Source organism: Bariatricus sp. TF06-38A, assembly GCF_027690675.1.
In the GTDB taxonomy this organism is placed as follows: Bacteria; Bacillota; Clostridia; order Lachnospirales; family Lachnospiraceae; genus Allocoprococcus; species Allocoprococcus comes.
This window is the reverse complement of the sequence record NZ_JAQFCE010000001.1, coordinates 97,964-111,797: the sequence shown is the minus strand read 5'-3', so window position 1 is coordinate 111,797 and position 13,834 is coordinate 97,964. Positions and strand designations below refer to the sequence as shown.

Annotated in this window: 12 protein-coding genes; 3 read left to right on the top strand and 9 right to left on the bottom strand. The window is 42.7% G+C overall.

Annotated features, from left to right (window positions below; translation table 11 throughout):
- Positions 1 to 83: 83 nt before the first annotated feature.
- The 4 genes from PG418_RS00465 to PG418_RS00450 form a co-directional block, all read right to left on the bottom strand.
- On the bottom strand, positions 84 to 1,379 hold the full coding sequence (locus tag PG418_RS00465) for an SLC13 family permease (RefSeq protein ID WP_195501989.1): 1,296 nt from the start codon (positions 1,377 to 1,379) through the stop codon (positions 84 to 86).
- A gap of 169 nt (positions 1,380 to 1,548) precedes the next feature.
- Positions 1,549 to 2,484, bottom strand: a complete 936-nt coding sequence (locus tag PG418_RS00460) for a LysR family transcriptional regulator (RefSeq protein WP_498836929.1) — start codon at positions 2,482 to 2,484, stop codon at positions 1,549 to 1,551.
- Between the two features lie 136 nt (positions 2,485 to 2,620).
- Entirely contained in the window at positions 2,621 to 3,160 is a 540-nt protein-coding gene (locus tag PG418_RS00455) for a beta-class carbonic anhydrase (protein ID WP_498836928.1), read from the bottom strand.
- 94 nt (positions 3,161 to 3,254) lie between these two features.
- Entirely contained in the window at positions 3,255 to 4,118 is an 864-nt protein-coding gene (locus PG418_RS00450) for a LysR family transcriptional regulator (RefSeq protein ID WP_498836927.1), read from the bottom strand.
- Positions 4,119 to 4,326: 208 nt separating this feature from the next.
- On the opposite strand from PG418_RS00450, the gene PG418_RS00445 reads away from it, so the two are divergent.
- Positions 4,327 to 5,016, top strand: coding sequence for a DUF6198 family protein (locus tag PG418_RS00445; protein WP_055246438.1), 690 nt, complete (start codon positions 4,327 to 4,329; stop codon positions 5,014 to 5,016).
- A gap of 174 nt (positions 5,017 to 5,190) precedes the next feature.
- Positions 5,191 to 6,450 (top strand): dihydroorotase, encoded by a 1,260-nt coding sequence (locus PG418_RS00440; RefSeq protein ID WP_055157511.1) that lies wholly within the window; start codon positions 5,191 to 5,193, stop codon positions 6,448 to 6,450.
- A 51-nt stretch (positions 6,451 to 6,501) separates the two neighbouring features.
- On the opposite strand, the gene PG418_RS00435 is transcribed toward PG418_RS00440, so the two are convergent.
- The 3 genes from PG418_RS00435 to PG418_RS00425 form a co-directional block, all read right to left on the bottom strand.
- On the bottom strand, positions 6,502 to 8,190 hold the full coding sequence (locus tag PG418_RS00435) for a Na/Pi cotransporter family protein (RefSeq protein ID WP_498836926.1): 1,689 nt from the start codon (positions 8,188 to 8,190) through the stop codon (positions 6,502 to 6,504).
- 278 nt (positions 8,191 to 8,468) lie between these two features.
- A complete protein-coding gene (locus PG418_RS00430) occupies positions 8,469 to 9,014 on the bottom strand; it encodes a chromate transporter (protein WP_498836925.1) in 546 nt (181 codons plus the stop codon).
- Complete coding sequence (locus tag PG418_RS00425; RefSeq protein ID WP_498836924.1) at positions 9,011 to 9,577, bottom strand: chromate transporter; 567 nt, start codon at positions 9,575 to 9,577, stop codon at positions 9,011 to 9,013. The genes PG418_RS00430 and PG418_RS00425 overlap by 4 nt, the downstream gene beginning before the upstream one ends.
- Before the next feature lie 101 nt (positions 9,578 to 9,678).
- Between PG418_RS00425 and PG418_RS00420 the strand changes: the two genes are divergently transcribed.
- Positions 9,679 to 10,611: a LysR family transcriptional regulator gene (locus PG418_RS00420; protein WP_498836923.1), complete on the top strand. Its 933-nt coding sequence runs from the start codon at positions 9,679 to 9,681 to the stop codon at positions 10,609 to 10,611.
- Positions 10,612 to 10,652: 41 nt separating this feature from the next.
- Here PG418_RS00420 and PG418_RS00415 read toward each other — a convergent pair whose 3' ends face one another.
- Together PG418_RS00415 and PG418_RS00410 are read right to left on the bottom strand one after the other, a co-directional pair.
- Positions 10,653 to 12,971, bottom strand: a complete 2,319-nt coding sequence (locus tag PG418_RS00415; RefSeq protein WP_498836922.1) for an ABC transporter permease — start codon at positions 12,969 to 12,971, stop codon at positions 10,653 to 10,655.
- A 14-nt stretch (positions 12,972 to 12,985) separates the two neighbouring features.
- On the bottom strand, positions 12,986 to 13,684 hold the full coding sequence (locus tag PG418_RS00410; RefSeq protein ID WP_055261269.1) for an ABC transporter ATP-binding protein: 699 nt from the start codon (positions 13,682 to 13,684) through the stop codon (positions 12,986 to 12,988).
- Positions 13,685 to 13,834: the final 150 nt, after the last annotated feature.

Here is a 13,834-nt window from a genome sequence, read left to right as displayed (position 1 = left end):
GCCACCTCATCTAACTTTATTTTAAACTGGAAACAGGGGACAGAATTTTGCCCCCTTTGTTATACATAACTCTTTTCTGCCTTTTAAAAGAATGGGAATACCAATGGAAGAATTCCTACACAGCATATAAAGCTGATAATAACCAATGGCCATCCAAATTTTGCAAAGTCAGTAAATTTTAAGTTTGTAAAGATCATTAATGTCTGATTTGTTCCTGATGCGATCGGTGTCAGGAAAGAGCATCCTGCTCCGATTGCAATCGCAAGAACTATCGCCTGCGGGTTTGCTCCCATTGATTCTGCTATCGAGATCCCAATCGGGGCAAGTACTCCTGCGGTTGCCATATTGTTCATAAACTGTGTTGCAATTGCCGATCCAAGGAACAATACTGCTGTGATCAGATACAGATTTTTCGTATCTCCAAGAATACTCAACACAACAGCTCCAAATACTTCCCCAAGTCCACTGTTCTTCATAACTGCAATGATCAAATTGATACCTGCACAGAAAAGTACCATATCAACACCGAATGAAGTGATTACTTCTTTTGGTTTTACAACAGTTGTAAGAACCGAAACCGCGATTAGTGCATATCCGATAAAATTCGGGTTCACTGTAATATCTGTAAGCGAATCCAGAATCAGAGCAAGTACGAACAGAAGGAAACTGATTCCTACAACCATCTGTTTCTTTTTCATTTCAAGTGTAATTTCTGTAGCTGCCTCTATCTCTGAATTGCTTGGCACTGTTTCCTCATAAGACGGGCACCAGCGGTTCATCACGATCATATAAATTCCACCCAGAATAAAAATCGGAATACCTACCCAGGCAAAATCAAACATGCCAAAAAGCTTAAGTCCAGCTTCTTCAAGCGCTGTATTTGCATAAATATTTGTCGGTGTTCCAATCAGGGTACAAGCACCCCCTAAAGTACTTGCATAAATTACAAACAAAATCATTTTTGAATGACTGATCTTATTTTTCTTAGCAATACTGAAAATCACCGGCAAAAATGCCATTGCAACATAACTGTTCTGCAGAACAAATGATACCAGTCCTGATGCAAGATAAAGAATTGCAAAAATTAACATTTCTTTTTTCTTTCCACTTACATTACCGGTTAATTTATCTAAAGCATTTCCCATTACGATATCAAGCCCCGTTGCAGCAATCATTCCTGAAAACATACATATAATTGCCATCAGATGAAAACTTGAACTGCTTAACACGGCATATACTCCGTCTGCATCCATTGTTCCTGTAAATACAACGATCGGTGCCATAATCAAAAAACAAAACCAGTTTGGTAATTTTGGCGTTGCAAGAACTGCAACGAAAACTATTAATGTCAGAATCGCTCCTATTGTAGCCATACTCATCTTTCTTTTCCTCCGTATCCATATACAATAAGCTTTTTCGGAGTGCGCTTTTCCAAAAACTCTCATTCTTCTCTTATATGATGTTTACCGGCTCATCACGTTAATCTTATTATAATTGTCTGTTACTGTTTTCACCAATGCCAAAAGAAAATAGGGGTATAGCTTCATGCTATGCCCCTATTTCTCCATTTATTATTTTCTCTTTCAAAACAGATATACAGTACTTTTCCTGTCTGGAAAGGATTTTATTTTTCAAATATATAATACCTGTTTTTGTCTTTTTTACCTTGTTTTTTCCAATGCAAAAAAAATCAATATCTTTTGTATTTGTTATATATGGAAGGAATACTTCTGATATAAAACAGAATCCCATTCCTCGCTCCAAGGTCTGCATTGCAAGCATCGAACTGTTTACGATCATCTTTGGCTTCAATTTTTTTCCATATTCTTCAAATATCTGATCGATCTCTTGTCTGACATAACAGGAATTGTCCTGGATAATAAACTCATTCGGCATCATCGAAATATCCATCCATGGATATTTTTCACCTTCTCTTTTTTCTGCTTTCTGAAGCATCATATACTTCTTTGGAACTGCAAGTAACATATAATCTTCTACAATAAGATCAAATACGATAGAAGAATCCTTTTCACTCAGATCCGGTCCTATTGCCAAGTCATAGGTCCTGTTTTTCAAGCCTGGCAGGATTTCCTTAGCCATGACATTTGAAAATGTTGCTTTACACCCGATGTATTTTTTACTGATCTTCTCCTGAACTTCCATTGCTAACAAAAGACTGGCACTTAGAGACATACATACATGTATTTCCTGTTCTTCGGATAGTTGAAGCTCCTTTAGTTTATGTTCCATTGTGCTGTTCAAACGTTTGATTTCTTTTCCATACTCAACATAGATTTCTCCAGCCTCAGTCAGACTGATTCCATTCGATTTCCGCTCGAAAAGTAAAATTCCCAGTTCCTGTTCCAGACTGGATATAAATCTGCTGAGTGATGGTTGTGAAATATATAAAAGTTCGGCAGCTTTTGAAATGCTTTTGCACTCTGCAACCGCTAAAACATAGGTAAATGATTTTAAATCATCCATTTTTATTCTCCTGTGATCTCACCAAACAAATTATAGGCTTCTTTATTTCAAAAGCGCAAGACTTACTCTTCCTCCATAAAACTCCTCACAGCACCACCTTGCTGTGAGGATCTCTCTTTTTCTTTATTTCTTTTCCTTACACTTCCGTAAGCTCCCCTGTCTCCGAATCCATAATAAATCCCTTGATCTCAATATCCTTCGGCATCAATGGATGTGTCTTCAGTGTATGCACAGTCTCTTCTACCGACTTCTCCACCGATTCAAATCCACCCAGCCATTTTTCCAGATCAATCCCACTGTGTCTTACAATATCAATATGTTCTTTGTCGATTCCGCGCTCTACCAGTTCTCCTAACAATTCATTTCCATCCATTCCCTGCACACCGCAATCCGTATGTCCAATGACCATAACCTGCTCCACCCCAAGCTCCAGAATGGCAACCAGAAGGCTTCTGACCACACTTCCGTATGGATGCGTAATGACTCCACCTGCATTCTTGATGATCTTTGCGTCTCCGTTTTTCAGTCCCAGCGCCGCAGGAAGAAGCTCTGTCAGACGGGTATCCATACAGGTCAGTACGGCAAGCTTTTTGTTCGGGTACTTGCTGGTCAGGTACGGCTCATAGCCTTTATTTTCCACGAATTTCTTATTATACTCTGCAATCTGTTCTATCATCCTGTGTAACCTCCCATTTGATTTTCACAACGATATTTCATAAAACAGATTATAGACTTTTTTTCTCTGTAAGTGCAAGGATTCTTAATGAATTTTAATGATGTTCTTTCTTCCAGTACTGAAAAAATGCCTCCTCCTGCTCTGAGCGGATTCCATACTTTCTTCTCGCAATGTAGAATTTGGAATTCCACCCTGAAGTCTTCACCGAAATCGTCACCACATTGTGCAGCCGCACGATATCCATATACGGCAATACTGAAATCCCGAACCCATTCTCCACAAGTCCTGTGATAACTTCAATCTCTTCCGCAGCACATACCGGCTTTACCTTAATTCCTTCTTCTGCAAAAATCTGCTCCTGCAGAGTACGGAAACCGCTGGTCTTGGAAAACATGATCTGTGGGTATCCGGCTGTCTCTTTCAGACTGATCCGTTCTCTATTTTCAAGCGGATGTCCCTTCGGAACCACTACTGCGATATATGAATCCCGAATCGGATAATATTCGATCTCATCCGATTTCAAAAGATCCGAGCAAAAGCCGATATCATATTTTCCATCCAAAAGTCCTTCTGCAATCTCCGGTGTCATCCGATTGTAGATAATAAATGGAAATGTCGCCCCAAACTCTTTCAGCATATGTGGAATCGTCCCCGGTGCCAGAGGATACACACTGCCGATCCGCACCGTTTTCTCTTCCGTCCGAAGTCCTGCCGCCCGCTCTTCCAGACGAAGATACGCTCCCAGAATTTCATCCACATCCTTCATCAGCTCTTTGCCGTAATGACTCAGGCTCACATTTCGCCCTTCTTTTTGAAACAGCGGAACTCCGTACTCTTCTTCCAGCGACTTGATCGCATGACTGAGTCCCGGCTGTGAAATATTCAGTGCCTTTGCCGCCTTTCCGTAATGCTGGATTTTTGCCAGCTCTGAAAAATATTTTAAATATTCGATATTCATATATTCCCTCTTTTATCTTCCGCAGTCATCTTATTTTTCAAAATCAACTCTTTACTCGCCATTATCTTAGCATATTTCATTCTATTTTAGAATCAGTTCATTCAAAATAATCATTTGTTTTTATCAGTTTTCTTCATTATAATGAGAAACAGCTTAAATATAAAATTTTTGTAAATTATTATCTATCAGGAAAGAAGGATTTGTACCTATGAATAAGAAAAAATTTCATCTGGCCGGAGAAGTCGCTCTGCTCATCGTCCTGCTGATCAATTCACTCGGCGTGGATCTGATGTCAAAAAGCGGATTCGGGATCTCAACGATCTCCTCAGTGCCGCTTGTATTTAACATCGCCTTCCCGGTGTTCAGTTTCGGAACATGGAATTATATTTTCCAGACACTGCTTGTCATTACACTGATGATCCTCAAGCGTTCATTCTGCCCCGGCTACCTTTTCTCTTTCGTAGTCGGGATCGGATTTGGAAAAATGATCGACGTACACAACGCATGGATCCAGGCTCTGCCGAACTCCCTGCCTCTTCACACGATTTATTTCCTGGCAGGATTCTTACTGGTGTGCTTCGGTATCTGCCTTGCCAACAACTGTATGCTTCCAATCATCCCGACAGATATCTTCCCTCGCGATCTGTCCGGTATTGTAAAAAAGAACTATAAAATCGTTAAGACAACCTTCGATCTCACCTGTCTGACGACTACTGTGATTCTTTCCCTTACAATCCTCCACGGATTCTACGGCATCGGAATCGGCACTGTCTTCTGTGCATTCCTGACTGGAAAAACCGTTTCCGCCATCCAGAGTTTTCTTGGAAAACACGTGGAATTCTACCGTGCAACTGGGAAGAAGAGAGTTGCTCTTGAAAAGAATATGAGACATGCATAAAAGAAAAAAGATTTCAATTTTGATACATACCAGATCGGATACATCAAAACTGAAATCTCTTTTGGATTCTGTAGCCAGTCTTATTTTCTCAACTTCTCCTGTCGCATTGACAAACCTTTTTCCCATCCCGTATACTAGAAGCAGACTAATATCCTGCAAGGAGGCTTAACTACTATGATTATCAAAAACGGACTTGTCATCGATCCTGCTTCCGGACTTTCCGAAAAAATGGATCTTCTGATTGAAGATGGCATCATCAAAGAAATGGCATCCCTGATTACAAAAGAAGGAGAGGAAGTCCTTGACGCAGCCGGGCTTGTGGTTGCACCGGGACTGATTGACACCCACGTTCATTTCCGTGATCCGGGATTTACTTATAAAGAAACCATCCACACCGGCGCACTTGCCTCTGCAAAAGGCGGTTTTACTTCCGTGATCTGCATGGCAAATACTTCCCCGACTGTGGACTCTGTTCCGGTTCTCAAAGACAACCTTTCGCGTGCTTCCAAAGAAAAGATCCGTATCTTCCAGGCTGCTTCGATTTCCTGCAACCTGAAAGGGCAGGAAGAAACCGATATGGACGCCTTAAAAGAAGCAGGCGCATGTGGATTTACCGATGACGGGATCCCACTTCTAAACGCAGAATTCTGCTTCCACGCAATGGAAAAGGCGGCAAAGCTTAACGTACCGGTCAGCCTTCACGAAGAAGATCCTTCTTTCATCCGCAACAACGGAATCAGCCACGGAAAGGTATCCGATGCGCTTGGCATCTACGGTTCTCCTTCCATTGCAGAAGAATCTCTGGTTGCAAGAGACTGCATGCTGGCACTGAAATCCGGTGCCGATGTTGTAATCCAGCATATCAGCTCCGGTATCTCTGTCGATCTGGTTCGTACTTATAAGAAAATGGGTGCAAAACTTCACGCCGAAGCCACACCGCATCATTTTACACTGACGGAAGACGCAGTCCTTGAGCATGGAACACTTGCGAAAATGAATCCGCCGCTCCGTACCGAAAAGGACCGTCAGGCGATTATACAGGGACTTGCAGATGGAACCATCGACTTGATTGCCACCGACCATGCACCGCACAGCAAAGAAGAAAAAGCAAAACCAATCACCGAAGCTCCAAGCGGAATCATCGGTCTGGAGACTTCCCTTGCCCTTGGCATCACAAGCCTTGTAAGACCGGGACATTTATCTCTTATTCAGCTTCTGGAAAAGATGACCATCAATCCGGCAAAGCTTTACCACCTTCCATACGGACAGCTCGCCGAAGGAAAGGCAGCTGACCTTGTGATCTTCGATGAAAACGAATGTTGGACTCCAACCGAGTATGCATCCCTTTCATCCAACTCACCATTTACCGGAACGCCTATGTATGGCAAAGTGAAGTATACGATCTGTGGTGGGAAAATCGTATATCATGATTAAAAAAATCCACGGACTTTGAATCTTCTAAAGTCCGTGGATTTTTTCATCTTCTTATTTTTCTTCCAGCATAAAGTATTTCATACTTGTTCCGCTTTCCGCCACATCCGCAAGATTGATACAACTGTTTCCCATACGGTCGATCAGATGCAGGATATTGGTAAACGGAGCAGTAAGGCTTGCCTTACATTTTCCTTTATTGACACGCTCAATATGCGCTTTCCGCATCTTGATATCCAGATCCAGAAGCTTATCCTTTCGCTTCATCATCTTGCCTGGTTCGATACCATCATCTCCCTGCAGTGCCTTCAGAGAATCACAGAACATCTTATTCAGTACCTTCAAACTCTTCTGCAGCTCATCCATCGCTTCCGGTGTATATTTATACTTCCGGTCTGATCTTTCCAACATACATTCTGCCATTTCCACACTTAAGGTTCCCATACGTTCCACATCGCTGAGTACACACATGAGGCTCGCCGTCTGCGCTGCCTGCTGCTCGGTCAATGAACCTGAAGAAAACAAAGCTGCAAGATATTCGGTAATACACTTTCCAAGGCGTTCAACCTGTTCTCCGTTTTCTTTCAGACCGTCAATGGATTTCACTTCTTCATTTTTCACAAGCTCAATCGTTTTCTTCAGAATATCTCTTACCTGGTCACTCATACGGAAAATCTCTTTTGCCACAAGCTGCAGCGCTGCTGCCGGCTGACTGATGATATTTTCATCCAGATAAATCGGGCTGCCTGGATCTTCAACACCTTTTTTGCCATCTGGGATCAGTGTCATGACAATCTTCACCATCAGTTTAATCAGGCATACCCAGATCAGTGTCATTGTGATGTTAAATACAGTATGTGCATTTGCAATCTGTCTGGAAATCGCTTCAATCTCCGGACCTTTCGGCGAAATGTTCTGGATCAGTGCCGCAAATGGTTTTACGAACCAGATAAACAAAACGCAGCCGGAAATATTAAAAATGCAATGCGCCACAGCGGTTCTCTTCGCATCTTTTGACTGTCCGATACTGGCAAGGAGTGCTGTGATCGTTGTACCGATATTATCACCTAAAAGAATCGGGATTGCTCCTGCAAGCCCAAGTATACTCGTAACCCCGTCCGGTCCCGGCTGGGAAGCGAAGTTCTGCAAGACTGCGATCGTTGCACTACTGCTCTGTACAACCAGCGTCATAACTGTACCAACTGCCACACCAAGTACCGGAATATGTGCAACCCGTCCGATCAAGTCTGTGAATATCGGACTGGATGCCAATGGTTTCATGACATCTCCCATTGTTTCAATTCCAAGGAACAAAAGACCAAAGGCAAAAATCGTCTGGCCGATACTTTTTACTTTCTCTGATTTTGTTACAAATGAAATCAGAAATCCTATAAAAATAATCACATAAATATAGTCACTGATCTTAAACGCAATAATCTGTGCTGTCATGGTTGTACCAATATTTGCACCAAAAATGATGGAAATTGCCTGTGGCAGGTTCATCAGTCCCGCACTTACGAAACCGATCGCCATAACTGTCGTCGCACTGCTGCTCTGGAGTACCGCGGTTGTGAGCGCACCGGCAAGCACGCCCAGAAGCGGATTCTTCGTCAGAAGTGCAAGAATGCTTTTCATTTTATCGCCCGCCGCCTTTTGCAGACATTCACTCATCATATTCATTCCATAGATAAAAACTGCCAGACCGCCAAGCAGTCCGAAAATGATCTGAATTTTCTCGTTCATGTTAATTCCTCTCTCAATTTACCCTGTGTTTGTTAATATCTTTTAAACTTACTTTTTACAATGATGCTTCCCTTTCAGCTCATTTTCCATTTTATCTGTGGTCTATGCAATTCCAATCAAATCTATGTTAAGTTTAGGTTAAATTTTCTTTCTTCTATCATTTTTCTTTTCCATGATCATAGTTATGTAAAATCACATTAAGAAAGATTGTGCCTCGGCACATTCTCGCGCCGAGCGCGTTGCTGAGTGCCAGTGGCGCTCCTGTTCTATCTATAAATCTATCCAATCCCAAGCACACCATATCCAACTATTCCAAACACCGCCGCAAGAGTGATCACCTTCGGTACTGACCAGTTCTTCTTCAATATCAGATAGAACATCACCACTCCGATCCCGCACCCAAACCAGTCAATCCTCGCATCCGGAAAATAATTTTCCTGCATCAGATCCAGAATCACCGCAAGGATCATTGCGATGCAGATCGGCTTGATCACATTTAACATACAGCTCATAATATCATTGCCACGGAACTTTGCGAAGCACACCGCTACGCCAAGCGTCAGCGTATAAGCTGGCATCAGCACGCCCATAACCGCTGCAATCCCACCCAGAACATCTGCCGTCTGCATCTCGGCAAAAGTCGCACAGTTAATCCCAAGCGGTCCCGGTGTCATTTCTGCGATAGCGATCAAGTTAGTCAGATCCTCCGCCGTCATCCACTGATTGACCTTCATCTCCTGCATAATAACCGGGATCATCGACATTCCGCCAAAGCTGGTAAATCCGATTTTCGTAAACGCTGTAAAAAGTCTGAGATAGATCATGCCGTCTGTCCTCCTGTCTTTTTCACCGCTCTTATAGAAAGCGCCAGTATCACTCCCGCTACGATCATCACCACATTACTGATATCCGTAAATACACAGAGCGCCAGTGCTAACGTACAGATCGGAATTGCTGATTTTCTGCGGAACGCTTCTTTCCCCAGTGAAAGTGCCGCACTTCCCATAATCGGAACTACCGCACAGCGGATTCCGCGAAGTGCCGCATAGCACCAGACATTACTTTTCAGCACCTTATAAAATGCAGTAACAAACGACAGGATCAGAACCGCCGGACAGGTCATTCCGAGTACTGCACAGACACCTCCGAACCAGCCACCTACATAATAGCCAAACAGCATACTGATATTGGTGATCATAATTCCGGGAACTGACTTTCCAACTGCAACCATATCCAGCAGTTCCTCTTTTGTGATCAGCTTTCGTTTATCTACAAACTCCTGCTCCATCTGCGCCAGAATGCTCCATCCGCCTCCAAATGTAAAACATCCTATCTTAAAGAAAAATGCAAACAGCATCAGTCCATTTTTGATTCTCTCTTTACTCATCTCTTCTTCCTCCTGTTTCTTTACTTTATCATCTCTATTGACATTAGTAAAATATATGTTTTATTATTAAAAATATAGTTTAAACCTATGGATGATTTTTTATGAACTGGAATCAGCTGCAATATGTCATCACCATTGCCGAAGAAAAAAGTATCACCAAAGCGGCGCAGAAGCTTTATATTTCCCAGCCTTCCCTTTCCTTAAGCATTCAGGCTCTGGAAAAAGAAACCGGAATCCCTCTTTTTGAACGGAACCGTGGCGAGATGAAGCTTACCTATGCAGGCTCCCTTTTCTATGAATGGGCAATTTCTACTCTCCACTCTCATACCCAGTTGGAATGGAAGCTTGGTGATATCGTTTCCGGCTCCCGGACACTGATCCGGCTGGGTCTCAGTCCCCACCGAAGTGAACGGCTTCTGGCACCGGTTCTGGAACGCTTTTATTCCATGTATGAGAACTGTGATATCCAGATCATTGAGCAGCCGACCTATATCCTGCGGCAGATGCTGGAAGAGGACAAGCTGGATCTGATTCTCGATATTTCCAGCCCGGACACTATCAATTATGAGAGTGAGCTTCTGGTAAAGGAAAGTTTTGTCCTGGCAATCCCTGACTCTCTGTGTCCTTTTTCCGATCCATCACAAAAAGAGGAGGACATCTCTGCCACTCCTCAAATTCATTTACCTGCGTTATCTGCAGTTCCATTTATTCTGCTTTCAGAAGATCACGATCTCGGAAAGATCAGCCGGAAGATCTGCGATACTGCTGCCTTCCATCCAAATATCCGCTGCATCTGCACCAGCAGTAATACTGCCTTTTCTCTTGCAAGACGAGGGATGGGGATTGCCTTTCTTCCTGAAATTTATGCGCGGACTACTTCCTTTCCGGACATTCATTTCTTTATCCCGGATCACTTTCATGACACCAGGGATATCTGTGCCGTCTACCGGAAAAACATTTATCATCATGCACAGTTTCAGGCGCTTCTTGCTCTCCTCCGCGAGATCGTCCCGGCAATCTACAGGGCAGCTTAGTCTGCCCTAATCCGTACCTTAATTCTCTTCTTTTCCGCCCCTTACTCTACATTTTTCAGTGCCTCATCCATCGGCACATGTTTAATCCTTCGATATTCTAACATTGCCACAACTGCATAGGTTCCGATTCCGATCAGGAACATTTCCACATAGATCTTCGGATCGATCCAAAGTGCGATCCAGCCGGAAATACTGGTCAGCATCATTTCCCGGAACAGCACATTCATAACTGCTTTCTCAATCGGCAGGCTGAGAAGCAGACAGATGATCACCACGATCGTTGTCGACCAGATATAAAGCCTGCTGATCTCTCCATTGGTATATCCCAGGATCTTCGTCATGGAAATAGCCTGTGCATTTTTCTCAATAATGATCTTGGATAACAGATAGATCACAACCATATAAATACCGATTGCAAATGCGTTGACCATCCCCATCATATTTCCCATAGATACATCCAGCTGTCTCGAAATCTTTGTCAGTGCTTCCAGATCAAGCACCGAACCGATGTATTTTCCGTCAATATCCTTGATCTTCGAATTGGAAAAATATCCACTGAAATAATCGTTTCCCAGATCAAAGGTATCATTCAACTTCTCCTGTGGCATAAAGACACAGATTCCACCGCTGTATTTGTAGATTCCTTTAACCTTGAATGTATACTTTGTCTTTTCATATTTTTCTTTCAACGTGATCGAGTCTCCCGGCTTCAACAGAAACTTTTCTGCATAGGCACTGGAAATATAGACACCGTCACCGTCCTCCAGATCTGCATCGATATATTTACTGTCCGGTTTGATTCCGTACAGGATCACTTCATCTGTCTTATATTTGCTTGGCAATGTTTCCAATGAGTAAGCACTGAATGCTTCCGCATCTTCATTTTCCGTCTTTGTTCCATAAGAGAACTGTAAAAGCTCCAGCATACTGTCCAGTTTGTTTCCGCTCATCGCACTTACCGGAACCTCCAGCATATACTGGTATTTTGCAAGCATATTGCTCTGGATATCCTGCTGATAGTGCGAAAGTACTGACGGCAGCAAAAGTCCAAAGAATAAAAGCAGATTCGCAAATATGATTCCAATAAAAAGTACAATGTAATTGCTCATATTCTGGAAGATCACACGGAGCCGGAACCGATGGAAAATTCCAAGCTTCGGACTTAGCCGGACTGCTCTTTTCCGCCTGCTTCCAGAAAGATCTCTTCTCAGGAATTTCAGCGGTGAAAGCCTCAGCTTGTAACGAAGGATTCCATAGTTGACTACCAGCATGATCAGCACCGGAACTACCGTTGTCATCCAGAAAGCATCTGCATTCCATGCTGTCACATAGGTCGGCAGACTATAACTTCCATAATACATCCCCGCACATACCTTTTTCAGTGCTGTATAACCCAGAATATTTCCGATCACCGCACCAATCAGTGTGACGATCACCGGAAGTGCCATGTAATGTCCGATCAGTTCTTTTCTTGTATAACCGGAAGCCCGCAGAGTTCCGATCACGCCTGCTTCTTTCCGGATCGTATTGCTGATCGTGATTCCAAATACAAACGCCATAATCACAATGATCATATAGAGGAGCATTATGATCATTGCACGGTCACTCCCCATATCATCACCGGTAAATGTAATTGCCTGGTTCAGATACTGTGGCACAAAAGACTCCAGAGTGACTTCTTCCCCCAGTGCTTCCATCAGATCTTCCGACATCTTTTTTTCCTGTTTTTCATTTTTCGGTTCTTTGTCATACACCCAGGAATAACTGTACTGAATCTTATCCTGATTCAGAGATTCAAACTCTTCCGGTGTTACAACCGATACCCCGAATTTGATTGCATCAAACATGCTGTCATTATTATTCTGGAACAGGCAGCTATAGTCAGACAGTGCCACAAATCCTGTGACTTTCCACTTTTGTGAACCACTTTTCAGTGTATCTCCGACAGAAATCTTATTATTGTCCGCATACATACGGTCAATTGCCATTTCTCCTGCTTTTTCAGGAAGCTTTCCTTCCATCAGGCACACCAGGTTGATCTCTTCCCTGTTTTTGAAAATACGCATGGTACTTCCATTATCCAGTGCCTCTTCCAGATAAAAGTTTTCATACAGTGTCACACCATTTTTCTCGATGTTTTCCTGTTGTGCTTTGGTAATTTTTTTCTTTACCCGGAAATTTCCATCTTCAATCTTGTATTTCTCAAAGCCTTCATTATATGCTTTTATCATGCTTCCGTCAGCAACCAGAAAGCCGGATACAAACCCAATCGTTGCAATCATAAGGATCAGAACCACCAGGTATTTTCCAATTTCTCCCTTCAGTTCTCTCGGAAGCCGTTTTCTCAACGGACTCTTCATAACACGCGTCCTCCTTACCATTCCAGCTCACTTGCAGAAAGTTTATGCTCATTACAGTAATTTTTGCGGATCATTCCATCACGAAGTTTTACCACCCGGTCTGCCATATCCTTGATTGCATCGTTATGGGTAACCATAACAATGGTATTCCCATATTTCTGATTGACTGTTTCGATCAGCTTCAGAATTTCCTTGGATGTCTTATAATCCAGCGCACCGGTTGGCTCATCACAGAGCAGGATGTCCGGATTTTTGACAATTGCACGTCCAATCGCGGTTCTCTGCTGCTGTCCTCCGGAAAGCTGGTTCGGCAGCTTGTTCTGATGTTCATAAATACCCAGCGTTTGCATCAGCTCATCCACATCCAGCGGACGATTACTTAAATAAGCACCGATTTCAATATTTTCTCTAAGTGTCAGGTTTGGAATCAAATTGTACATCTGGAATATATAACCCAGATGCTTTCTCCGGTACAGGGACAGCTTCTTCTCTGTCATATCCTCCAGCTGTTCTCCATCAATCGTAATACTTCCTTCATCTGCCCCGTCAATACCGCCTATAATATTCAGAAGAGTCGATTTTCCGGAACCGGATGGTCCCAGAAGCACACAAAACTCTCCTCTTTCAATTTCCAGATCAAATCCCTTCAGAACATTTACCCGGCTGTCGCCTGTTCCAAACGACTTTTTGATCCCCTTAATCTCTAAAAACATTCCTCTACTCCTTCCTTTAGTTACTCATATCGTAGTGATGTTACATTTCATACACTCATGTTAGTTTAGGCTTACTTTTTTGTCAATATTTTAATTGTTATTTTTTCAAAAAGATATTGACAAATGGAAGGAAAATTTTTAAAATAAATC

Excerpts from the sequence above, each read along its gene's own strand:
- PG418_RS00415 (WP_498836922.1), bottom strand. The coding sequence starts at position 12,971 with ATGAAGAGTCCGTTGAGAAAACGGCTTCCGAGAGAACTGAAGGGAGAA.
- PG418_RS00445 (WP_055246438.1), top strand. The coding sequence starts at position 4,327 with ATGAATAAGAAAAAATTTCATCTGGCCGGAGAAGTCGCTCTGCTCATC.
- PG418_RS00420 (WP_498836923.1), top strand. The coding sequence starts at position 9,679 with ATGAACTGGAATCAGCTGCAATATGTCATCACCATTGCCGAAGAAAAA.
- PG418_RS00465 (WP_195501989.1), bottom strand. The coding sequence starts at position 1,379 with ATGAGTATGGCTACAATAGGAGCGATTCTGACATTAATAGTTTTCGTT.
- PG418_RS00440 (WP_055157511.1), top strand. The coding sequence starts at position 5,191 with ATGATTATCAAAAACGGACTTGTCATCGATCCTGCTTCCGGACTTTCC.
- PG418_RS00450 (WP_498836927.1), bottom strand. The coding sequence starts at position 4,118 with ATGAATATCGAATATTTAAAATATTTTTCAGAGCTGGCAAAAATCCAG.
- PG418_RS00410 (WP_055261269.1), bottom strand. The coding sequence starts at position 13,684 with ATGTTTTTAGAGATTAAGGGGATCAAAAAGTCGTTTGGAACAGGCGAC.
- PG418_RS00460 (WP_498836929.1), bottom strand. The coding sequence starts at position 2,484 with ATGGATGATTTAAAATCATTTACCTATGTTTTAGCGGTTGCAGAGTGC.
- PG418_RS00455 (WP_498836928.1), bottom strand. The coding sequence starts at position 3,160 with ATGATAGAACAGATTGCAGAGTATAATAAGAAATTCGTGGAAAATAAA.
- PG418_RS00425 (WP_498836924.1), bottom strand. The coding sequence starts at position 9,577 with ATGAGTAAAGAGAGAATCAAAAATGGACTGATGCTGTTTGCATTTTTC.
- PG418_RS00430 (WP_498836925.1), bottom strand. The coding sequence starts at position 9,014 with ATGATCTATCTCAGACTTTTTACAGCGTTTACGAAAATCGGATTTACC.
- PG418_RS00435 (WP_498836926.1), bottom strand. The coding sequence starts at position 8,190 with ATGAACGAGAAAATTCAGATCATTTTCGGACTGCTTGGCGGTCTGGCA.